The sequence below is a fragment of the Marixanthomonas ophiurae genome (assembly GCF_003413745.1).
Classification (GTDB): Bacteria; Bacteroidota; Bacteroidia; order Flavobacteriales; family Flavobacteriaceae; genus Marixanthomonas; species Marixanthomonas ophiurae.
This window is the reverse complement of record NZ_QVID01000002.1, coordinates 203938-226914: the sequence shown is the minus strand read 5'-3', so window position 1 is coordinate 226914 and position 22977 is coordinate 203938. Positions and strand designations below refer to the sequence as shown.

The window sequence follows — 22977 nt, the reverse complement described above, 5'->3', positions numbered from 1 at the left end:
TTACATTTGTTTAAAACCAAATAGCAGCTCTCGTGAAAAAAACGCTACTTTTCTTTTTATTAATTGCTTTGATTGTTTCTTGTAATGATACAGAGGAATCGAGTAATGGCGATACTTGGCTTAGCGGGGAAATTGTAAATCCAAAAAGTGATTACATCTATATTACTCAATATAACAAGGTGTTAGATACGGTTAAATTAGATAAAAATAATTTTTTCACTTATAAATTTAAAAACCCTAAAGAAGGTATTTATTCATTTAATCATAATGAATATCAAGCAGTCTATATTGAACCAGGTGACAGTATACTACTAAGGGTTAATACTATTGAGTTTGACGAGTCACTTTCCTTTTCTGGGCAGGGTGGCGACAAAAATAATCTCTTAATGGATTTTTTCCTTTTAAATGAAAAAGAAGCTCCATTACTTGCTCGTTACAATCAATTGCCCCCTGCAGAATTCGAAACTAAACTAGACTCATTAAAAAACGAGTGGGAATCTATATATACTAGTTTTTTATCAAAAAATGAGCCCACTAAAACTTTTAAAGAGGTAGCACAATCCAATATTGATTATATTTTTAATATGCGTAAAGAGCTTTATACATCTACTCACGCAAATAAAACTTCCGTTAATAAAAACAATTTCCCTGCAGATTTTTACGACTATCGTGAAAATGTAGATTTTGGGAATGAATTACTACGTACAACTTATCCATACTATCGCTTTTTAAATTTTTATCTAGACAACTTAGCCCACAATCAAATACAAGACGAAGCAAATTTTGATAGACTTTCGTTTTTACATAATTATGCTAAACTGAAAGTTATTGATAGTGTAATCACAAACGATTCCCTAAAAAATGATCTTTTAAAATATAATGTAAGACGATATTTACTGAATGCTAAAGATTCTGAGAATGAGCAAAAAATAATTACTCTTTTTAATGAAGTAAGTACCAATACACAACATAAAAAGAGGATGAACAGATTGGCAGAAGCTACTATACAATTAACTCCAAATCATATCGTGCCCAATTTAGAACTGGTTACAACAAAGAATACTGTAAAAGATTTACAAAGTATAATTAACAAGCCTACGGTACTCTACTTTTGGTCGATGAAGTCGGTTCCGCATTATAAAAGCATCCATTTTAAAGTTTCCGAGTTGAAATCTAAATACCCAGAATATGATTATGTAGGAATTAATACTGATACCCACTTTAAAAAGTGGCTAAACATTGTAAAAAGGCTTAATTACAACCTTACAAGTGAATATCAATTTGAAAACATCGAAGAAGCTGAAAAAAAATTGGTTCTAACATCAGTGAACAAAGCGTTGATACTTGATAAAGACGGAATGATTTTAGAAGGCAACACCAATTTACTCAGTACCGAAATTGAAGAGTTACTTTTAGGATATATTAATAAATAAAGCCCTCCACATTTCTGTAGAAGGCTTTTATATTTTCTGAATTAAATCTCTTTTTAATTCCCTTTCTTATAATCTGCTAAAAACTTCTCAAGGCCAATATCGGTAAGTGGATGTTTTAATAGACCTTCAATTGAAGAAAGAGGTCCAGTCATAACATCTGCACCAATTTTAGCACATTCCAGAACGTGCATCGTATGGCGAATAGAAGCTGCTAAAATTTCAGTTTCGAAACCGTAGTTATCATAAATAAGGCGTATTTCAGCAATTAGATTTAATCCGTCTGTTGAAATATCGTCCAATCTACCTATAAACGGTGAAACATACGTAGCTCCAGCTTTTGCAGCCAACAAGGCTTGTCCTGCAGAGAAAACCAAGGTACAATTGGTACGGATTCCTTTATCGGTAAAATATTTTATTGCTTTTATTCCTTCTTTGATCATCGGCACTTTTACAACAATCTGCTCGTGCAGATCTGCCAACTGCTCCCCTTCTTTTACAATACCTTCAAAATCGGTTGCGATTACTTCAGCTGAAACATCACCATCTACAATATTGCAGATATCCACATAATGTTTTAAAATATTATTGCGCCCAGTAATGCCCTCTTTGGCCATTAACGACGGATTGGTAGTTACACCATCTAAAACACCTAAGTCTTGTGCTTCGCGAATTTGATCTAAGTTTGCGGTATCGATAAAGAATTTCATAGTAAACAGTTTTCAGTTTTTGAATGATACAAAAGTAACGAAGATTACCGCTGTTTTAAACCGAAAACAGAAAAAGATTGCTTATTTCAGCTTATAGTGGTTCAGCAACATCCGTTCATACGTTTTATCGGGAAGGATTTTTTTAAGAACAACTGAAAATTTTTGAATAAAAGAACCTACTTTATAATGTACTTTAGGATTTTTGGTTTCGATTATTTGATGCACCACTTTTGCCATTTTATTAGGATCTTCCCCTGAATCTACGTGCTCATCCATTAGTTTTAGGGTGTTTCCGTATTCTTTTTTGTAAGGCGAATTTTCTAATTGTGGGGCATGATATCGACTAGCAGCAATATTCGTAGCAAAATCGCCTGGTGCAATATTGGTCATTTTAACACCAAATTGCCGCACTTCCATGCGTAATGCTTCAATGGTAATTTCCAAAGCTGCTTTGGTTGCCGAATAAATCCCTCTATATGGAAGTCCCATATATCCAGCAATGGAGGTAATGTTGATAATAGTACCACTACCCTGCTCTCGCATCGTTGGCAGTACTGCTTTTATAACGTTTATTGGTCCGTAGAGATTTGTAGCAAAAGCTTTTTCAATTTCAGGATTGGGTGTTTCTTCAATAGGTCCTGTAATGCCTACTCCCGCATTGTTAATTAGCACATCAACCTTACCTTCTTGTTGTAATAACTGGTTTACGGATTCTTGAACGCTTTCTAAGCTCGTCACTTCCATTTTTAACAATGGGAACGGACTCGCATCTTTGTATTTTTCAGGATTACGGCTGGTTCCATACACTACATAGTTTTTTGAAAGTAGATAAGAACCTATGGCTTTTCCTATTCCAGAAGATCCTCCCGTAATTAAAACAACCTTTGACATATATATGGTTTATAGCTCGCAAAGATGCAGTTACGCCTTAACTTTTGCAAGGATAGCAGAGTTTTATTTCTGAAAAGTAGCTTATTCTAACCAAATTTTGAAATCTTTTACCCGTTCGCGTGCCACGATAATATCTTGCTCAGAATAACTATTTAGCTTTAACTGAAGCCGTGAGTTTGTATAGGATATAATATCATTAATAGCATTAATATTGATAAAAAAAGTTCGATTTACCCTAAAAAAGGTTTCAGGTGCTAGCTCGTTTTCCAGTTGCTCTAAAGTTGTGTCTAACAAGTAATCACGACCTTCAGTAGTGTGTGCGTAGGTCCCTTTATTTTCAGAATAAAAACACTCGATATCATCTACCGAAATCATTTTAAGATGCTGCCCTATTTTGGTTGTAAATCGTTTTTTATACTGTCGTTCCACCGGATTGACAAGCATTTTTTTGATGTCATCAAAGTTTAATTGAACGTTTTGCTGCTCTGGTTTAAAGGTTTTATACTTTTCAACTGCTTTCGCCAAATCATCTTCGTCAATAGGCTTTAAAAGGTAATCGATACTGTTAAGTTTAAAAGCTTGCAGTGCATATTCATCATAGGCAGTGGTGAAAATAATTGAACTCGTTATGGAAACTGCATCGAAAATTTCAAAGGACAGTCCGTCACTTAGCTGAATATCCAAGAAAATCAATTCCGGTTGCGGATTGTTAGAAAACCACTCGATAGACTCCTCAACACTGTGAAGTGTATGATTTACCGTAACGCCTAGCTTTTCTAGCATTCGTTTTAGTCTTCTTGCTGAAGGTTTTTCGTCTTCTATAATCAATACTTCCATGTTCTCTTACTTATTTTTTACGCTACTAAAATAGTAATTATAGGTCGTAAGGTTGAAATAAAAACTACTGAAACAACAAAAACCGAAGCTGAATTGTCTTCGGTTTTTGCTTTTTGGTTGGTTGGCCATTAAATAACTTACATTTTATGAGTTCCACCACCAGACTTGCTTTCATTTTTTGAAACATTTCCGGGATTGCCGTAATAATGAACATCACCCCCGCTAGAGGTTTCAGAAACAAGCTTTTCTTGTACGTTTACGGTAATATCTGCCCCACTGGAAACATCGGCTGTGCAATTGATTACTAATAAATCTTTGGCATTTAAATCACTTCCGCTAGAAGCTGATGCATCTAGATTTGTTGCTTTACCAGAAACATTTATATCGGCACCACTACTAGTTTCGGCAATTACATGTTTTGAGAATACTTCCACTTCAAGATCAGCACCGCTACTGCAATCTAATGTTAAACGTTCACTTTCTACTACTGAGTTTCCAATCACATCGGCGCCACTGCTAGCTTCAATGGTATTTAATTCAGTATAGGTTACATATACTTTTTTCGCTTTAGAACGACCAATGTTTTCTTTAGTTCCAATTTTTAGTTTTCCGTCGATAATTTCGGTTTCGATAATAGCAAGTAGATTTTCGTCGGCTTCTACAACAATTTTTTCTTCGTCGCCTTTAGTTAAGAAAACATCTAAACCTGCGCTTCCGCGTACTGCATTGAAGGATTCTGAAACGGGGCGTTCTTCGGTTACTACATTACCGTTACCATTGGTCTGGCCAAGGTTAATATCAAATTGACAAGCAGTGCTTAAACCTGCTATCAAGACTAATAAAATTACATGGATTGGTTTCATGATTTGTTGATTTATTGGTTATTGATTGTATCTGTTACTATTGTGTTATTTGGTTGATAAACTGAATCAGTTTTCTTTTTATCAAATTTGTTTTCAACTTCTTTTTTCCAGTTTGGAGAAGGTGTTTCGTCATTAAAATCTTCTTCTTCTCGATCCTCTTCTTCCATTTCTGAAACTTCTTCTGAAGACTCCACTTCATCATTTATAGCATCTTCACAATCTATACATTTTGTGGCATCGCGAAGTATTAATAAGGTTTTCTCTTCATCGCCATTATCTAAAATATCTTCATACCGGGAGTCGTTTCGGTGGTACGAATAGGTATTTTTATCGGCAATTAAAATACTTCCTTCTGGTAAGTATACTGTTATTTGTACTTCTTGATCATGGAATTTGTTTTCCGTTCCGGTAGTTAAAAATCCGTCTAAAAACAAAAATCCGTTATCTATAGCGTAATTGTACTCAATGGCTTCAGCGTGTTTCTTAGCATCTAAAAAGCTCTTTCCTTCAGCTTTACGCTCAATTAATAGTTTTCCAACGGAATCTTTAGTAGATCGAACGATTAATCGAATATCATTACTATAAATGATACGTTCGTCTGCATCGTTGTATTTCAGCTCTAATCCACCATGACGATGCGTTTCATATTCATATTGGCTATCGGAACGCATTTTCAATTGTAGCGTATCGCCTTTTTTAACAGGAAGTACCGTTTCAGCAATATCTTCTCCGTCATAAGCTCTTTGGGTAGCTTGTTTTATACCAAGAATCCCCAAAACAATTAGTGATATAAACCAAACGATCAATAAGGTGATCTTCGCTTTTGTCCCTATCGACTTTAAGTTGTTGATTAACATTTTAAGACCTAAAATAAAGAGGACAAAAAATGGAATTCCTACTGCAAAAAGAGTCAGTAATGAAATGATCCAGATGGGGGTTCCTGTGGTGTCGAACATAGTGATGTACTCCATCACTTCGCCCGTACCCCAGAATCCTACGGTGCCTAATGTAAATAAGCTAACAATAAGGCCAATTAGAGCACTTATAGATATAAGGATAAATAAAAGCCCTAAAAACTTCACAAAAATGGTGAAAAGGGTCATAATTATCTTGCCTATTGTATCAAAAAAACCGGAAGTTCCTTTTTTTACTTGTTGCCCGTATTTATCGTAATCTGCATTTTTTACTTTGTCTGCAACAGTATCATATCCTTCTTTAAACTTTCGCTCTATATTTGAAATATTGACCTGCTCCCCCGTCATTCTCAATTTATCTGAAGTGGTTACCGCTGCCGGAACCAATATCCAGAAAATGATATAAACGATAATAAATACACCTTGTGAAAGAATGGTCAATATGATCCAAAGTAAACGAATCCAAATTGCATCTATACCCAGATAATGACCCAACCCTGAAGAAACTCCAGAGATAAATTTGTTGTCTATATCTCTAAACAACTGTTGTCTTGTAGAGCTTCTACGACGACTACTTTTTTGTGTAGGTGGTACGTCTTCAAAAATTTCTTCATCAACCTGATAATCTTCCGGTTGTCCCATTACGGCTATTACCTCATCCAATTCTTTTAAAGAAATTACCTGAGCTTTCGTCTCGATTTTTTCTGAAAAAAGTTCAGCAATACGAGCTTCAATATCTCGCATAATTTCGTCACTTCCATTAGGATCGGTAAGCGATTTTTTAATAGCATCGAGGTATCGTGAAAGTTTCCCGAAGGCATCCTCATCTATATGAAAAAAGGTGCCTGCTAAATTTATGTTTACTGTCTTTTTCATTTCGTAGTGTTTTCGCTGGTTACTCTGTTTACTGCCTGTTGCAATTCGTTCCAAGTAGTATTCAATTCATTTACAAATAGCTGCCCGGTTTCGGTCAGTTCATAATATTTACGTGGTGGTCCACTAGTAGATTCTTCCCATCGGTAGGAAAGCAATCCTGCGTTTTTTAATCGGGTAAGCAGTGGATAGATTGTTCCTTCCACCACGAGCATTTTTGCATCTTTTAAGGTGTCCAGAATATCTGATGTGTATGCTTCGCCATCTTTTAAAACGGAAAGGATACAATACTCCAAAACTCCCTTGCGCATTTGTGCTTTTGTGTTTTCAATTTTCATCGGTCCTATTTACAATTAATAGCTTCGTTTTTTGTGAACAATACTGTTTGCGTGTTTTCTACGGTCTGCTGGCATTGTATCGATGTATTCATGGCTGTCTCGTTTCGTTCTTTTTGCACCTCGGCGCCTAAAAAACTTAAAACTGCTGCTAATACGATGTTAACTAGTGTGCTCATTTTTTGATTGATTGATTTCTGAATCAAGTTCAGAAGATGATTTTAAAAAAGGTATGCTTAATGGATATTTATAGATTTTGCCTTTAGCGGCATACATAGTTGCGGTGATAACGGCATAAAGTTCTAATACAAATAAGCCAAAGAGTAATAAACCTGCTATTCCGAATAAAAGAATGTATCCTGAAAGATTTCTAATTTCAGCAAAACCAGGATTTCCAATAGTATGTTCCATCGCTTCCATAAGCGAAATAAAATCTACTGCAAAAATTACAAAGAACGGTAAGCATAATACCCCTACTCCAATTGAGTATAACAAAATACTTAATTGAAAGTTTATTGCTCTTTTTCCATGGCTATCAACAAATGGTTTTTCTTTATGGATGGTCCATAATATAAGCGGAGCAATAAAGTTTGCAAACGGAAAAAAATACTTTAAAAAGGTACTCAAATGAATACCTGCTGCGATATTCTTTTGGTTTTCAGCTTCTTTTTCAGACAAATTTGAAAGGATTGTTTTCATAATTCAGTAATCTCTTATACAAATATATGTACAAAAAAAGGTATTATGTTACGCATAGTACTAAATTTTAACATAACTTTAAGAATTAGCATACTTGCTTTTTTTGAAGTATATTCGCCTTAAAACCAATAGACATGCAACTTACGCCTTCAAAAATCAATACTTTTTTATTTTTTAAACTACCCGCTGCTTGGTTTACGGGGGTTCGGGTAAAAGCAATTAATGAGACAAGTTGTGTTACTTCAGTACGTCATAAATGGATCAATCAAAACCCTTTTAAGTCTATGTTTTGGGCTGTACAAGGGATGGCTGCCGAGTTAAGCACCGGAGCCTTGGTAATGAGCACTATAAAAGAAAGTAATCAAAACATTTCGATGTTGGTTGCTAATAACAAAGCTTCCTTTTCAAAAAAAGCGAAAGGAAGAATTACGTTTACTTGTGAGGATGGAATTAAAGTAAAAGAAGCCATAAAAGAAGCTGTTACAACCGGAGAAGGTCAAACCATCTGGATGAAATCGCAAGGCGTGGACAAAGCTGGCGATGTGGTCTCTGTTTTTGAGTTTGAGTGGACGGTGAAGGTTAAAAATAAATCAAGGGTATAAGAATTTTGCTATCTGTAGAACCAAGACCGCTTCGCTGCAAGAGCCAAGAAGAAAGACTTTCTTTAAAATACAACTGCTGAAAAAAAACACGCAATTAGTAGGATGAGATTTCTCCTGTCGTTGAAATGACTTAATAAAAAAACGTCCTGTTGCACAGTGTAACAGGACGCTTTGGTATTAACTAACAACTAATATTACTCAACAATAATCTTAAATCGTACTTTATTCCCCTCAACATTTGCTTCTAATATATACAACCCACTTGATAGATGTGATACATTAATTTGCGCAGATGAATTGTGGATAGCATTGTCATAAACCAACTGCCCAGTAACAGAATAGATAGAAACAGTATCTATTTCAGTTTTATAGGAAACGTTTACAACATCATTTACTGGGTTAGGGTACAACTTAAACTGATTCTTGTTAAAGTTTGAAATACCCAATTCTTCTTCTGTTGTAAATGTGATAGGTCCTGCCCAAGCACTTCCACTTGTACTGCAATTTGCTTTTACATAAACATCATATTCAGTTAAAGGCGTTAAGTTTTCTAATAATACTTCTGTGTCATTTGTAAAAGTACCATCGACGTCACCAGGATACCCAAGCCCTGTATCCTGCACAATGTATTCATATTCACCCACGGGTGTTGGGCTAGGTTCCGTCCAACTTATCATTGCTGTGGTTTCAGTGATATCACTCACTTGAAGCTCTGTTGGAAAATTACATTCCGGAGAGTCATCATACGCTGCTATTTTATAGCTTCCAAAATCACCTACACGACCCCATACCCGTACTAAAATTTCAATACCGGGCTCAAAGTTTGTCAATTCAATATAATTGAAAAACCCTTCACCTTCATCAGCACTACAGTATAAGGAGTTCAAAGCTCCGCACTTCCCTATATAAGCTTGCATACCAGTATCGGTCTGGTATGGGTCATCATTGTATCTGGTTTCCAGTTTAAGGTTACCGGAATTAGGCACTGTTACCGTGTACCAAACATCTTTTCCTTTTTCTTCAAACTCCAGTCCATCACAAGTAACCAATGGATCGTCTTCGTTACGCGTAGCAGAGGTATTGTCCCCTATTATAAAACTGTTTTCAAAATTTTCTCCTACCGTTAGTTCAAAACCATTGACACACTCGTCGTTGGCTGGAACCGGTGGCGATGGATATGCACACAATTCAAAATACAATGGAATCGAACCTTCTGAACTTGAAACTGCCACATAATAAGTCTCTCCTGCAGTTAAGTCTACTGTTTGCAAGTAGGTGTCACAGCCTTCGGTAAGTTGTGTCATATCTCCTGGCGTACCAGAATAAACAGATACAGCTGTTGTAGCACCACCATTTATTATCGTTCTTTTAAACGTATAATTTGCAGTAGTATTTGGTATAAAAGAATACCAAACATCTTCTGTGTTGGGAGAACAAGCAGAGTCAGTTGAATATGAAGCAGAGGCGGTGTAACCTTGTATTGCATTGTTACAATTGCTATCGGTAGATTCTGTTAACTCAATAGCACCGTTTGGTTCATCATTTGCTGGTGTCTCTGGAAATTGACTTATACAAAGTAAATATTGTGCAGCAGGAACTGGACTTGCAACCGCAACAAAATAAGTTTCTCCCGCTGTTAAATTTACCGAAGTAAATCGTGTTGAGCACCCAACGGAAATGGGTTCTAAATTTACTGAAGAACCTCCAAAAACAAACATACTTATAGGATCACCTGTTATTGATTCTACACCAAATGCATATTCAGCAGATTCGGTTGGTGTAAAACGATACCATAAATCATTATAATTATTAAACTCTGGGTTTGTACAAGGGAATTCTTCAGACCTTGTAGCTCCTTGAAAATCTCCAGTTATGGCATTGTTACAATTATAATCATCTGATACTGTTAAAATAGCTGCAGTTTCAGGTTCATCGTTTAGTCCTTGTGGCTCAGCATATTCATAGTTAAATTCGTCCATATATATAAACTGCGAACCACCTGTACCTGAATGTTGAGGCTTAAAGGCAATGTAATTGTGCCCTAAACTTGTATCATAACTTGAAAGGTCAATCGTAAACTCCGTCCACGTTTCGGCAATAATTGTAGATTGGTTTAACGAGGTATCGTCAAGAACTACAAAAGTACTTGCATCCATAGGATCTGCCATGGTTCCTACAATGATGTCTAAATCTGCCGTACTCGCAGCACTTTTGTTCATTTTAAAACGTATTTGTTTATCTATGTTTAGATCTGAAAACTCTGGTGTACTCACGATTAACCCTTCAGCATCTGATGAGCTGCCGAAGAACATACGCATCATTAAATTTCCATCTGAAGGCATAATATTTCCTTGTTCTTCATATGTTCTAAAATCACCTAATGTCGTATCAAAAATAGACCAACATGGCTTCAGGTCTTCCCCATCAACATTGGGGCCTTCAAAACCAAATTGATATTCAGCTACAAAACTGCTACACGCTGAAGTGAACTCTTCTGAAGCAATCCAAGACCCGAAATCGTCTGTAGCACATTTTGATCGTACATAGGCTATATATGCGGTGTTTTGTTCTAAAGGTACATTTACTGAAGTTGTAGTTATTTCAGTACCGTTAGTAGTAGCATCTGGTGTTGGTAATGAAGCCTCTTGTACTATATACTCCCAAGTAGTTTCGCTAGATTCACTTGCAGTCCAAGATATATCAGCAGAATCAAAATCTACATTAGCTGCTGTTACATCTATAACCTCTAAGCAAGAAGGCAAGTCTTCAACACAAACTGTATTAATCCATACCGTTTTATTAACCTGACCGCTATGCTTAAAAGCGAAATTTTCATGACCATTATCAGGCAATGTAACTAGGTATTCCGTGTCTCTGTCACTGGTAAGGGTAAGTGCTGTAATTTCAACAAAGTTATCGTTTTCATCAATCGTTCCCACTTCAAGAACTTCAGGTGCGTTTGTTGACGAACCAGCAGTAAAACGTAAGCGGTGTGCTCCATCTGTGGCAAAAGCTGAAACATCTGGTGAAATAGCAATAAGGTCTCCCTCTGTAACACTCACAGCGGTCAATTCGAGCATATTCTTATCATAACTAAATTCAAAATCTATTTGAACGTGACCAGATGTATTTGGATCGTCAATTGCAGTCCAACAAATGGGAACTTCATCTTCAGGCATTCCATCCCAGTTTTCGCAGAAATTATCAGTTAACGGAGCACAATCTGTTCTTATAACGTCATTAGATTTTATCCAAGCACCATAATCGCCTCCACCACAATTTGCGCGTACATACGCTTCATATACTGTATTAGGATTAAGATCAGTAACTGTAACCGAAGGATTAGCATTGGTCGATGTATAGTCGGTTCCATTAGAGGTTGGCTCTCCGCCTCCTACTTCTTGTACAACATATTCCCAATTATCTTCACCCGAACCACTTTCGGTCCAAGCTAAATCGATAGTTGTTTGAGTAGGGTTTGAGACTTCCACAGCACTAACTTCCAAACATGTTGGGATTGGTTCTAAACACACACTGTCAATATTGACTTGATCAAAAGTTGACCCAAGATTATGCTGAAAGAAAATGTATCCATCAGTCCCAGCAGGAATGATTATTTCATGAGCTTCCCAATCTTCATTATTAACGCCTAATAACGGTATTGTTTCAATGACACTAAAAGTTCCGCTTCCATCAGCAGCATCTGTTGTCCCTACAATTAAACTTGATTCTGTAGTTCCTTGAGCAAAAAACTTTAAACGGTGATTTCCGTCTGAAGTGGTTGCTTCCATCGGAGAGATAAATATAAGATCTCCGGTAGTAGCATTTCCACTATACATTCTAAAGTATTTACCTGGACTAGGTGCAGAAGGGTTTGATGTTACTCTTCCATATGCAGAGGTTCCATCAGTATTATCTACCATGGTCCAATCCGTTGGAACATCACCATTATTATAGGTATCAAAATTTTCCGATATGTCGCATTGAGCATGCAAACTAACGGATGCCAAGCAAATAGCAAGAATTAGTGTAAGTAGTTGTTTCATCATAAATTGTTTTAAGTTTTCAATCTTGATTGTAAACCTAAACAACTATTACCTTATTATAAAGGACTATATTTTTAAATTAATGGAATTTTCACGAAATATAAAAGAGAAGATCAAACATTAAATAACTGAAAAACAAGTAATTATATTAATTATGGTTGTTTTTAGATGTATTTTCAATTTCCTGCTTTTGTTGAGCTATTTTTTTTCTTTTTTGAAGAATTTTACGCAAAATATATTCCAAAACTACAAGTAAAAGTATCCCACAGATTATAAAAATATAGGTGTAGGTATTTTTTTGATTTTCTCTTTTATCAAGGTTTTCAGCTGCAAGATTATTAGCTACCTGATTGATTGAATTTTTTTCTTCATTCAGCAGTTTTTCTTCTTCTTCAAAATACAACTTTGTGTATGCGTTGTATTTTTCATTATTACCAATGGCTGCGTAATTGTCGGAAAGGGCTTTATATAGTGCTGTTTTCAAGCCTGCATCATTTATATTTTCAACAGAAAGCAGTGCTTCTTGCAACGTTTGTATTGCTAATTGATTTTTCTCTTCTTCGGAAAGAATCTTGGCCAACCCCAATTTTGAGTAGGCACTATTTTTTAAGGCATTGATTTTTGAAGCAAAGATTATAGCTTCATTATAATTTTTTTTAGCTACATCGTATTTTTCAAGTTGAAAATTACAATCACCAATGTTATTCAATGCTATTGCCATACTGCTATTCATCAGCTTTTTATCCAAGTTTTCTCTAAACACTTGGGCGGCTTCAGTAAAGTAAGGTAATGCATATTCACAGCCCAAGTTATCCCGCTGTATCAAGCCTTTTACAAAAAGTATGTTACCTTGTAGATACTGTATGGAATCTGGCAATGGGTGTTTTACCGAAATAGTATACGCACGGTCTAAATATTCTAATGCACGATTACTAAGCTTTAATCGTTGGTATTGACCGCCTATAAAACCAAGTGCTCGTACTTGATCTGTGTAGTTTCGGTTTTTATCGGCAATAGAATCTGCTTTCAAAGCATACTTCAAAACTTTGTCATGGTCTTTAAGCACGGCATACGCATTGGCAACTGTCAATAAAGCCGAAACTTGCTGTGATGGTTTGTTTTTTGAAAGACTAAACAGCTCCAATCCCCTTTCAACTGCTAATTCAGGGTTACTATACGCCAACACATTGGCTTCTTGGCGCAGGCTGTCTATTAATGCTTTGTTTTGGGCATATACAGCATGCTTAAAAACAAGAACACCAAAAAGGAATAAGAATGTTACTATTTTTTTATGAAAGCACACAGTTTTTTTGGTAATATACTAAAAAGATCAAGACGCTACTTTATCATCTTTCTTTAAAAAAGTGATGAACTGTTTTGGTGTGATGCCAGTAATAGATTTAAAGACCACGGTAAAAGCACTATGTGAGGAAAAACCGCTTTCTTCAGCCAAATAGCTTACTTTATAATTTAGGTACTTTTTATCTTCTTTCATTAACTGAATAATGTGATTGATGCGTAATTCGTTAATATAGGTATTGAAGTTTTTGTTTTTATGGGTATGAATAATTTCTGAAATATATTTGGTGTTGGTTTCTAACTGCTTGGCCAATAACGGCAATGACATATTAGAATTGGTGTATTTGGTCGTTGTTTCAAAATCTTCGAGCCGTTGCAGGATGGCGTTTTCGGTTTCTTTAGGAATTGTAACGCCTTTAGTTCCTTCATTTTCTTGCTGAACAACCTTTTTAGGAGCTTCTAATTTTTCTTTGTTTTCAAGTTGTTTGATGACTTTTTCAAATTGTTTGTATTCCGTATCTAGCTTTTTACTATAAAAATAATAGCCTATAAAACACACGAGCAACACAGCTGCAATTATTCCTACAATTATATAATAACTTCTTTTATCACTTTGGATAGCCCCTTCTTGTTCTGCTTCAATATGGGAAATGATAGTATTGCGTAGTTTTCGTTCTGAAATTAAAACAGAAGCGTTAAGAGTCGAACTTTCCCTATAATAGCTTTGATAAGCCTCCATACTATCCTGAGCTTTATACACGTTTGACAAGTCACGTAAAATAGTGACCCGAAGCGGAGCTTCAATAACAGGGATATTCATTGCTTTCTTAAAGTTTGCCTTGGCACGTTCAAAATTGGATGTAGCATATTGAACCTCCCCTATTCCCTTTAAAGTTTCTGCTTCAAGAGATGAACCTGCCATCCTCGATGTTACGATAAGATTCTGGCTTTTATTAAAGTAGCCAGCAGCAGAATCCAATTCTTTATTATATAAGTGAATGTTCCCCTGTAGTACATAGTTTTTAATCAATAGCGCAGGAACCATTGCTTTAAGATCTTCTAAATTATCTTCTGAAGATTGTGCAATTTGTTTTGCGGCAGTAATACTATCTTTACTTAGGCTTTTGTTAGATTGTTCATATAACAAAAAAGCGTTGGCTATACTAAACTCTTCCTTTTGACGTATCCTATTAATTTGACGGGCAGCTTTCCGCAGGTATTCTTCTGCAATATCATTAATGCCAGTTGTTTGACATCTTTCTGCTATTGAGATTAATAGTAAACTGTTCAAAAAGTGATCTTTTGAAGGGTTTACCAATTCTTTTGCCTTAAAAAGGTCTTCAATGCTTTCAATATAGTCCCCTTGTCTTTTTTTACTTTCTGAAAGTAAATAGAGGGCTTCAGCTTTTTCTAGTTGTGTATTAGCATTTTTAAATAAATAATCGGCAACTCGTTTCGCTTGCGATGGATCTTTATATACTGTATTTAAGTTTTTTAAAAAAAGAAAGTCGTCTCCGGCAATTTCCTGACCAAAAATGCCAGCCGAACTAAAAATAAGAACAATAAAAAAGTATGAAAATACTTTCATAAACAAATAGGTTATACCCTACAAATATAGGTTTTTAGTAGTGACTTGTATGGTTCCCGCTATAATAAAAAAACACCTAAACGGTTTGCTTAGGTGTTTTAATACTGTTTTAATTAATGCTGTTTATGCTTCTACCGTTTTTTCGGTTTCAATGGTCTGTAAATAACGTTCTGCATCTAAAGCTGCCATACATCCAGTCCCGGCTGCTGTAACGGCTTGACGGTATTCTTTATCTTGAACATCACCGCTAGCAAATACTCCAGGTCTGTTTGTCTTGGTGCTTTTTCCTTTGGTGATTACATACCCAGTATCATCCATATCCAATTGTTCTTTAAATATTTCAGTATTTGGTTTATGACCAATAGCTATAAATAAACCGGTAATTTCAATTTCTTCTTTTTCACCTGTTTCATTATTAACCATTCGTAGCCCTTCTACTACTTGCTCCCCCAACACCTCATCTACTTCGGTATTGTAGCGTAGGTCTATATTTTTTGTGTTTTCAACACGATGTTGCATGGCTTTTGAGGCTTTCATATAGTCTTTACGAACCAACATAGTCACCTTGTTACAAATATTAGCAAGATACGTTGCTTCTTCAGCAGCGGTATCTCCTCCACCTACGATGGCTACATCTTGACCTTTGTAGAAAAAACCATCACACACGGCACAGGCAGAAACACCACCACCACGTAATTTTTGCTCACTTGGCAAGCCTAAATATTTAGCCGTTGCTCCAGTTGAAATGATTACTGTTTCGGCTTCAATTTGCTTCTTATTGTCAACTGTTACTTTATGAACACCACCTACTTCATCGCTAAAATCTACAGCAGTAACCATACCTATACGTACTTCTGTTCCAAAACGTTCCGCTTGTTTTTGTAACTGGACCATCATGGTAGGACCATCTACCCCATCAGGATAGCCGGGGAAGTTATCAACCTCGGTAGTTGTTGTTAGTTGTCCTCCAGGTTCCATACCAGTGTACATTACAGGTTTTAAATCTGCACGTGATGCATAGATTGCTGCTGTATATCCTGCTGGACCAGAGCCAATAATCAAACATTTGATTTTTTCAATAGTATCTGCCATAATAGTTTTCTTCAATATTTTTACACTGTAAAAGTAGTAACTTTATAAAGAACCTTACAAGGAAAGTTATTAAGAAACGTTATTATTTAATTAGTAATTCTTATTTCTAAGTTTTGGAAGGAAACGACCGGTTTTCTTTTTATAGATTCTGTACTGTTCATACTTTTCAACCATCCAATTTTCTTCATTATCAGATTTATAATAAAAAACCACACCCATAATTAAGGTTAAAATAAATTTGAAAATTGAAGCTGTAAAGAGTGCATAGGCTATCATACTTAAAAGAATTCCTGAATAAATTGGATGGCGTACATACCGATAAATACCATGAAAAACCATGGGTTTTTCTTTTTTGGCATGTATTACACTTAAATCATCATTAAGGTTCAGGATGCCTAAAAAGATAATTACAAAACCACAACCTACTAAGGAGAGCAAAATATAATTTAGCCAAGATGGAATTGAATAAGAAATTACTTCTATATCAATGAAATAGAAAGAAAAAAGCACAAACTGGATTATTAAGAATAATACCTCTTTTTTCAAAATTAAAGCCTTGTTATTGTTGTATTAATAATAAAATCACCCAAAAATAACATAAATTTAAAGATTTTTACAAATTTATTTTTCTAATATTTAAAGAATCGTTTAAAAAAATTATTATTCTAAAGTATAAAATAATCAATGCCACTTCCCTATTACTTTGTTTGTTTTTGTGTTCGCAAGAAGGTTATGTACTGTTTTTAAAGTAAAAAGACCACCCTTACACGGTGGCCTTCCTACATATTAACTATTAACTTAAATCTAATCTTACTTACTCTTCACTATCTTTTTTGTTGTTATCTTTCCTTCTGTATCAATAATATTTAGAAAGTAGACTCCTTCAGAAATATCTGAAATAGTAAGTGTACTTTCTTTTTTTTCAGAAACCTTTTGTTCTTTTACCATCATCCCTAATTGATTTATCAAGACTATATTGCTAATTGAACTCTCCTTACTTTGAATGGTTATTTCATCTACAGCTGGAACAGGATATACCCCTATTCTATTTTCTAATTGATCATTGCCAGGTTCATTACCTAACAATAATTCATCTCTAAAAATATAGGCAGAACCAGCACGATCTACTTCATTATCACCAGTAGCATCGTGATCTTCCCACGGAGCACCAGTGATTATTTGATCGCCATATAAAGCTACACTCCATCCATAGAAATCTTCACCTACCGTGTCTTCTCCCTGTATAATTTCTTCTTCTTGCCATACTCCATTAGCATCTTTTTTGTAGAAGTAAAGTTCGCCCGAATCAAAACCGTAAGCGTGAGGCGCACTAACTACTAGATGTTTTTCTTTTATTTCAGCACTCCAACCAAACTGTGCACTCTCTGATGCAGTTGCTCCTGTTAGCTTTTGCATCTCTTGCCAATCTCCAGAGCTATCCTTTTCAAATATGTAGGCGGCACCTGCTTCTCCATTTGCTCCATAAGCTCCAACGACCAATTGATCTTCGTGTAAACTTACTGAACTTCCAAAAAAAGCATCAGCAGCAGCATCTGATGCCATTACCTGCTGAAAATATTCCCAAGTTCCCGATGCATCCTTCTGAAAAATATATACAGAACCTTTACGGTTATCAGTTTCATTAGCTCCTATGGCCACAACGTCACCTGAAATAGAAACCCCAATACCAAATGTTTCATTAGTTTGTGTGTTAGGACTTACCAGTTTCTGCTTTTCGACCCAGTTTCCTGACTCCTTTTCAAATACATACGCAGCTCCGGTCCATCCATTTTCTCCGGGAGCACCACCTAAAATGGTACTTCCATCTACATCTAATGAAGTAGGGTTCATACCTAATTTAGCATCTCCACTATAATCTGCGGCATGTAATTTTACATCAAAATCCCAAGTACCATTACTGCTATTAAGGTTATACACATATAATGCTCCTGCCCTTATTATTCCATCTACATCTCCTCTACCGGAAGCTACCACTAAGTAGTCTTCTCCAAATTTAGAGGCACCTCCAAATTCGGCCATATCTTGGGCATCGAAGGCTGTTAATTTTTGTAGATTTTGCCACTCCCCATCTCTATTTTGTTCATAAATATAAGCTGCTCCTGCCGCAATGGTTTCTCTAGAGGCACCAACAATAGCGTAATTCTCTTTAATATCTACTGAAGTTCCATATTCTGCTCGACTTTCTCTGTCTTGACTTACAACTTTTCCTGTTTGTGTAAATTGAGCTAGTGAGCTTGTAACAGAACCTAATAAACAAGCAGCTGTAAAAAACGTTTTTGTTATCGTTGTTGTTTTCATAATTCTATATTGATTTTAATTAGTAGTTTTTTTCATTATTCCCTATCTAGTTTGCTTTTATGATACGCTTAGATAGAGTTCCTTCAGAGGTTTTCACTTTCACAATATATAATCCGTTAGCTAAATCACTTATATTTATTTCTTGATTAGTTTCACTTACTTTCTTTACCTCTTGTCCTGCCATATTGTAAATAGTTACCGCTTCAATTCTATCATAACTATTTATTGAGAAACTGTCTTTCGCTGGGTTAGGATACAATGCAATTATTTTATTTTCTACAATTTCAGAAGTTATTGACAGTGTGGTAAGATCTATGTTATACTTTACCAAACCTAAATCCTGTACGCCTAAATAGACATCTACAGCATCTTCTGTAAAAGTGAAGGCCGATGTTTCAGTAACTGAATAGTTTAGCATTTCAGGGGTTATTTCTTCCCACGTTTCCCCCATATCTTTACTGAAGATAATTTTTGCTTTTGCTTCGGGTAATGGAATATTAAATCCATCAGAATAATGAGTAACGGCCACAATAGCATCTTCCGTTACTGTTGAAAAGGCAACATCGTTTGTAAATTCCGAAGAAATAAGACTCCAAGAATCCCCTTTGTTTTCCGATAAATAGATACCATTTGTTGTTGCTAACATTAACTGGTTAGCGTTTAATGGGTTTTGCTCTATGTCTAAAATTAAATCGTCTCTAGAAACTAATTCTTCCAAACCAGTAACCGCCAGCTCCCAAATAGCACCATCATTAGATGATTTATAAAAACTAACATCTTGTGTTATGTAGATAGTCGCTTCATCCTCACGATCAACCTGCACGGCTGTAACTACTTCTCCTGTTTGGGGTACCGGAATATTAGTATCTATAATGTTCTCCATATCGGTAAGATCTACTTTGTGTGCTTCAATACCGGTTGACAACCAGCTTATGTTCGGGTTGGTAACGGAAGTAGAAACATCTTCAAGGATCAAAAAGAACATAGAACTAGCAATTAGTTTTGAATCGGCTCCGTGCTCAGCACTTACGCTTAAATAGGAGGTATTCACTACTCTATTATTAGTAAATACACGTCCGGAAACTACTGGGTCGGCATAAACTTTTAAAGGAGAACCAAAGCCTTGTTCTAGAGACTGTAATCCATAACCTTCTTCAGTTTCTGTTTGAAGGTCTTTATGAATGTATCCTGAGCGTAAACCATAATATACGTGATTTTCATCTTCTGAAGTGAAAGAGGCTACCGTCCCTGAGGAGTTAATGAAAGGATTTTCTAACTTAGATAATGTAGCCCCTCCATCTTCAGATAAAAAAGGATAATAATTTGTACTAATTAATACTTCACGAGATACAAATGGGTTATATGAAGCTGTTAAACCATAGTAATAGGTTTCTGGATCTATATCGTTGTACACATAATTTTGCCAAGTAGTTCCATTATCTGAAGAAACTACTATTTCATTTTCTTCCAATACCATAATTTCGTTTGTATTGGTAGGGTTAAATGCTATTTCATTTATATTATCTTGAGACATAGTTGTCCAAGTAATAGGAACTATATTCCAAGTATCACCACCATTAGTTGAGCGGTATAGGTTTTCTACATGGGTATCATAACCATATCCTGTCCCTAATAAAATATCATCTGCATTGTTAGGATTAAAGCTAATAGGGTCGTACATATTTCCTGGAATTTTCTCTTCCCAAGTTTGGCCAGCATCGGTAGATACAAATAAACCTCCTATAACTCGTGAAGTAGATCCACCTCGCATTAAAAATAAGGTTTCACCTTCTGCTGGTGAAATAGCTACATTATTAATAGCTACATTATCATTTATTGGGCTGTAATATACCGGAAACCAATTAGCACCTCCATCGCCGGTATAGAAAACCTCATGAGTGTATGCTCCCCCTAAAGAGTACGTGGTATGCATTAATGCAATATCATTATTAGATTCAAGGATATCGTAGGACTCTATTAAAATATCAGTTTCAAAAGAGTTGGGCGGTGAATAAGTGCGTGTAATTGTTTCGGTTGCAAGATCAAACAAAACAATAGCGTTGTAGTCCGTTCCTTCTGCAGAAACTATAAAACTTAAGCTAGTTCCATCATTTATAAGCTTAAGATCCTTCAGCGTTGCATATTTATCTAAAGGTTCTGCATATAAAACACTCCAGTTATCACCACCATCTGTTGAAGTAACAATGTGGTTTGTAACCGTACGTGCGTAGATAACATCTTCTTCTGTTTCACTATAGGTTACATTAAATAATTGTCCGTAGTCTTTTGCTCCTTCCAATTCAACTTGAGCTGTGATTTTTTGTACAATTAATATGTAAAAAAAAAGTAATAATAGGGTAGTTAGTTTTTTCATGGTATCTATTTTGGATTATGGGATAAATATAGATACAAGAGGCGGCTTGCAGCCTAATTAGGGCGTGACATTTCGTGACATGTTTAATGTAATAGCGTGACACATTACTTAAACCCTTGATAAATAAGCGTGAAGTGTTGTATTATTTGGTAAATCTATTTTCTTTGAAATTCGTTCCTTTCTTTTTCTACAGGACTGAGGAGTGATGTTTAAGAGCGATGCAATTTCTTTATTGCTTAAATTCATATACAAATACGTGATAAACCGAATGTCGCTTGGGGTAAGTTTTGGGTGTTTACTTCGTAGCCTATCAAGAAAGCCTTGATTGATTTCTTCAAAATGGGTAAAAAAGCTATCCCATTGTGTATCTTTTTTAAGGTGTTTTTTTAATTCGGTAATTTGTTTTTTCAACTGTGGATTGTCGGCTATTTCGGTATGAAGAGATAACGACTCAACCACTTCTTCTATAAGGTCATTTTTGCTAGATAGGTATAATGCTTTGGCAGTAAGTTTTCGGTTTTTCACTTCCAATTCATTTTTAAGGCGTTCTTGCTCTAACGATGCTAACGCTTCTTTTTCCCGTAATTGCTTTTCAATAAGTAAGTGGTCGCTTTTTTCTTTCGCTAACTCTAACTCTACAATTTTTTTACGTTGTTTGTGTTTTACTAAATTACTCCTGTACACCCATATTATAAAACCCATGCATAGAACAGCTATCCCAATTATACTATAAAAGAAACGACGTTCTTGTTTTAATATTTCTTTACTTTCAGAAAGCTCGTGTTGATAGTTTTGAAGTTGAAATTTCACTTTTTCATTTTCAAACAACTTTCTGTTTCTAATTGTATTTAAAGAATCTGTAGCGATAATTACAGAATCTTTATAAGCTATTGCTTTTTCAAAATCACCCGTTTTGCCGTAGAGTTCAGATAGATAATCATACACTTCTGTTCGGTTTTCAAACCCACTTTGAGCGTCACGTGCTTCTGTGGTGTAGTCTAGTGCTTTGTTTACTTCATTTCGTGCTTCGTTAATTTGAGCCAATACCAATAAGATGAATACTTTATTTTCTATTTGTGATACGCCTTGAAGTTCAGGCAATAGACTTAAGGCAATTTGTTCAGACTTGCTATATTGTTCTTTTAAAAGAAACATTTCAGCCTGTGCCATTTTTCCCTGTATCAGTACATTAGGAGTATCTTTTAATAACGGAAGAGCTTCTTGTATATAGAATTGAGCCGAATCTACCTCCTTCATTTTATTAGAAACCAACGCTAGGTTTACTGCGTAATACCCTACTTTAACTTCATCTTTAACTTGCTTTGCCTTTTGATAGGCTTTAAAGAAATATTTTTTTGCCTGAGACCGCTCCTCTTCTTGAAAGTAAAGAATACCAATGTTGTTAAGCACCGTCATTTCTTGTCGAGAATCTAAATGCTCTATAGCTATTTCATACGCTTGTAAGTAATACTGAAGTGCTTCGCCATAATCGGAAAGTAAATAATAGTTAGAGCCTATGTTTAATGTAGCTCTAAAGGCTTGCTCATACCATTTATTTTTTTGTGCAATCGCCTCTGTTTCTACTAGTAACGCTAACGATTGTGTATGTTTTTTTTGAAACATAAGCTCAACACCTTCTTCAATATGGTCGTCTGCCTGTGTAGATGTTTCTACTTGTGCAAAACAATTTATTGAAAACAATAATAAAATAAGCACTACGAGGAGACGTGCGGGTGTAAACATTTATTTTTAACCTTTTTTCTTAAAAAGCTAAAAGTAGTAAAAAAGTTATCGGTTTTATGAATAGATATACTTTATAAAACGTCTATAAAAAACCATTACATTAGTTTATTTCTTGTATGTAGGAAAATATTCTCAACATTTAGGGGGGTTAACCCTTAAAAAAAAATTACTTTTATTCTTTATTAAACCTACAACATCCCCCTTTTTTTATTAATAAATTAAAATGACTTCCTATTTTTCAGGAATTCTATTGCTATGAAAAAGTAACACTCCATATTTATTAATTTAGTTAAAAACAGGCTGTCGAATTATTTTCGCAGCCTGTTTTGTTTTTGTTTCCTAATATGAATAGAAAAACCACG

The 22977-nt window shown here is 35.3% G+C and carries 18 protein-coding genes; 2 read left to right on the top strand and 16 right to left on the bottom strand.

What is annotated here, in order from left to right; translation table 11 throughout:
• Positions 1–32: 32 nt before the first annotated feature.
• Positions 33–1433, top strand: coding sequence for a TlpA family protein disulfide reductase (locus DZ858_RS11280; protein WP_117159769.1), 1401 nt, complete (start codon positions 33–35; stop codon positions 1431–1433).
• Positions 1434–1486: 53 nt separating this feature from the next.
• On the opposite strand, the gene fsa is transcribed toward DZ858_RS11280, so the two are convergent.
• The 8 genes from fsa to DZ858_RS11245 form a co-directional block, all read right to left on the bottom strand.
• Positions 1487–2140: a fructose-6-phosphate aldolase gene (gene fsa / locus DZ858_RS11275; protein WP_117159768.1), complete on the bottom strand. Its 654-nt coding sequence runs from the start codon at positions 2138–2140 to the stop codon at positions 1487–1489.
• An 81-nt stretch (positions 2141–2221) separates the two neighbouring features.
• Complete coding sequence (locus DZ858_RS11270; protein WP_117159767.1) at positions 2222–3031, bottom strand: SDR family oxidoreductase; 810 nt, start codon at positions 3029–3031, stop codon at positions 2222–2224.
• An 81-nt stretch (positions 3032–3112) separates the two neighbouring features.
• Positions 3113–3868, bottom strand: coding sequence for a LytR/AlgR family response regulator transcription factor (locus DZ858_RS11265; RefSeq protein WP_117159766.1), 756 nt, complete (start codon positions 3866–3868; stop codon positions 3113–3115).
• 137 nt (positions 3869–4005) lie between these two features.
• Entirely contained in the window at positions 4006–4731 is a 726-nt protein-coding gene (locus tag DZ858_RS11260; protein WP_117159765.1) for a head GIN domain-containing protein, read from the bottom strand.
• A gap of 11 nt (positions 4732–4742) precedes the next feature.
• On the bottom strand, positions 4743–6521 hold the full coding sequence (locus tag DZ858_RS11255; protein ID WP_117159764.1) for a PspC domain-containing protein: 1779 nt from the start codon (positions 6519–6521) through the stop codon (positions 4743–4745).
• The gene (locus DZ858_RS11250) at positions 6518–6856 is read right to left on the bottom strand and encodes a PadR family transcriptional regulator (RefSeq protein WP_117159763.1); all 339 of its coding nucleotides are present in this window, start codon (positions 6854–6856) and stop codon (positions 6518–6520) included. The genes DZ858_RS11255 and DZ858_RS11250 overlap by 4 nt, the downstream gene beginning before the upstream one ends.
• 5 nt (positions 6857–6861) lie before the next feature.
• A complete protein-coding gene (locus DZ858_RS15185) occupies positions 6862–7032 on the bottom strand; it encodes a hypothetical protein (protein WP_158548368.1) in 171 nt (56 codons plus the stop codon).
• Entirely contained in the window at positions 7016–7552 is a 537-nt protein-coding gene (locus DZ858_RS11245; RefSeq protein WP_117159762.1) for a DUF4870 domain-containing protein, read from the bottom strand. Before DZ858_RS11245 ends, DZ858_RS15185 begins: the two co-directional genes overlap by 17 nt.
• Before the next feature lie 134 nt (positions 7553–7686).
• Here DZ858_RS11245 and DZ858_RS11240 point away from each other — a divergent pair, with 134 nt between their 5' ends.
• Positions 7687–8154 carry a DUF4442 domain-containing protein gene (locus DZ858_RS11240; RefSeq protein WP_117159761.1) on the top strand — a complete coding sequence of 156 codons (468 nt, stop codon included), beginning with the start codon at positions 7687–7689 and terminating at the stop codon, positions 8152–8154.
• Positions 8155–8348: 194 nt separating this feature from the next.
• On the opposite strand, the gene DZ858_RS11235 is transcribed toward DZ858_RS11240, so the two are convergent.
• The 8 genes from DZ858_RS11235 to DZ858_RS11200 all read right to left on the bottom strand — a co-directional run bounded on the left by DZ858_RS11235 (position 8349) and on the right by DZ858_RS11200 (position 22615).
• Positions 8349–12203 (bottom strand): fibronectin type III domain-containing protein, encoded by a 3855-nt coding sequence (locus DZ858_RS11235; protein WP_117159760.1) that lies wholly within the window; start codon positions 12201–12203, stop codon positions 8349–8351.
• A gap of 145 nt (positions 12204–12348) precedes the next feature.
• Positions 12349–13503, bottom strand: a complete 1155-nt coding sequence (locus DZ858_RS11230) for a tetratricopeptide repeat protein (protein WP_117159759.1) — start codon at positions 13501–13503, stop codon at positions 12349–12351.
• A 27-nt stretch (positions 13504–13530) separates the two neighbouring features.
• Positions 13531–15087, bottom strand: a complete 1557-nt coding sequence (locus DZ858_RS11225) for a helix-turn-helix domain-containing protein (RefSeq protein ID WP_117159758.1) — start codon at positions 15085–15087, stop codon at positions 13531–13533.
• 123 nt (positions 15088–15210) lie between these two features.
• Positions 15211–16179, bottom strand: a complete 969-nt coding sequence (gene trxB, locus DZ858_RS11220) for a thioredoxin-disulfide reductase (protein WP_117159757.1) — start codon at positions 16177–16179, stop codon at positions 15211–15213.
• A gap of 90 nt (positions 16180–16269) precedes the next feature.
• Positions 16270–16725, bottom strand: a complete 456-nt coding sequence (locus tag DZ858_RS11215; protein ID WP_158548367.1) for a methyltransferase family protein — start codon at positions 16723–16725, stop codon at positions 16270–16272.
• A 264-nt stretch (positions 16726–16989) separates the two neighbouring features.
• Positions 16990–18498, bottom strand: a complete 1509-nt coding sequence (locus DZ858_RS11210; RefSeq protein WP_117159755.1) for a T9SS type A sorting domain-containing protein — start codon at positions 18496–18498, stop codon at positions 16990–16992.
• A gap of 46 nt (positions 18499–18544) precedes the next feature.
• The gene (locus DZ858_RS11205; protein WP_117159754.1) at positions 18545–20872 is read right to left on the bottom strand and encodes a T9SS type A sorting domain-containing protein; all 2328 of its coding nucleotides are present in this window, start codon (positions 20870–20872) and stop codon (positions 18545–18547) included.
• A gap of 108 nt (positions 20873–20980) precedes the next feature.
• Positions 20981–22615 (bottom strand): tetratricopeptide repeat protein, encoded by a 1635-nt coding sequence (locus DZ858_RS11200; RefSeq protein WP_117159753.1) that lies wholly within the window; start codon positions 22613–22615, stop codon positions 20981–20983.
• Positions 22616–22977 lie beyond the last annotated feature (362 nt).

Excerpts from the sequence above, each read along its gene's own strand:
- fsa (WP_117159768.1), bottom strand. The coding sequence starts at position 2,140 with ATGAAATTCTTTATCGATACCGCAAACTTAGATCAAATTCGCGAAGCA.
- DZ858_RS11270 (WP_117159767.1), bottom strand. The coding sequence starts at position 3,031 with ATGTCAAAGGTTGTTTTAATTACGGGAGGATCTTCTGGAATAGGAAAA.
- DZ858_RS11265 (WP_117159766.1), bottom strand. The coding sequence starts at position 3,868 with ATGGAAGTATTGATTATAGAAGACGAAAAACCTTCAGCAAGAAGACTA.
- DZ858_RS11260 (WP_117159765.1), bottom strand. The coding sequence starts at position 4,731 with ATGAAACCAATCCATGTAATTTTATTAGTCTTGATAGCAGGTTTAAGC.
- DZ858_RS11255 (WP_117159764.1), bottom strand. The coding sequence starts at position 6,521 with ATGAAAAAGACAGTAAACATAAATTTAGCAGGCACCTTTTTTCATATA.
- DZ858_RS11250 (WP_117159763.1), bottom strand. The coding sequence starts at position 6,856 with ATGAAAATTGAAAACACAAAAGCACAAATGCGCAAGGGAGTTTTGGAG.
- DZ858_RS15185 (WP_158548368.1), bottom strand. The coding sequence starts at position 7,032 with ATGAGCACACTAGTTAACATCGTATTAGCAGCAGTTTTAAGTTTTTTA.
- DZ858_RS11245 (WP_117159762.1), bottom strand. The coding sequence starts at position 7,552 with ATGAAAACAATCCTTTCAAATTTGTCTGAAAAAGAAGCTGAAAACCAA.
- DZ858_RS11240 (WP_117159761.1), top strand. The coding sequence starts at position 7,687 with ATGCAACTTACGCCTTCAAAAATCAATACTTTTTTATTTTTTAAACTA.
- DZ858_RS11235 (WP_117159760.1), bottom strand. The coding sequence starts at position 12,203 with ATGATGAAACAACTACTTACACTAATTCTTGCTATTTGCTTGGCATCC.
- DZ858_RS11225 (WP_117159758.1), bottom strand. The coding sequence starts at position 15,087 with ATGAAAGTATTTTCATACTTTTTTATTGTTCTTATTTTTAGTTCGGCT.
- trxB (WP_117159757.1), bottom strand. The coding sequence starts at position 16,179 with ATGGCAGATACTATTGAAAAAATCAAATGTTTGATTATTGGCTCTGGT.
- DZ858_RS11210 (WP_117159755.1), bottom strand. The coding sequence starts at position 18,498 with ATGAAAACAACAACGATAACAAAAACGTTTTTTACAGCTGCTTGTTTA.
- DZ858_RS11205 (WP_117159754.1), bottom strand. The coding sequence starts at position 20,872 with ATGAAAAAACTAACTACCCTATTATTACTTTTTTTTTACATATTAATT.
- DZ858_RS11200 (WP_117159753.1), bottom strand. The coding sequence starts at position 22,615 with ATGTTTACACCCGCACGTCTCCTCGTAGTGCTTATTTTATTATTGTTT.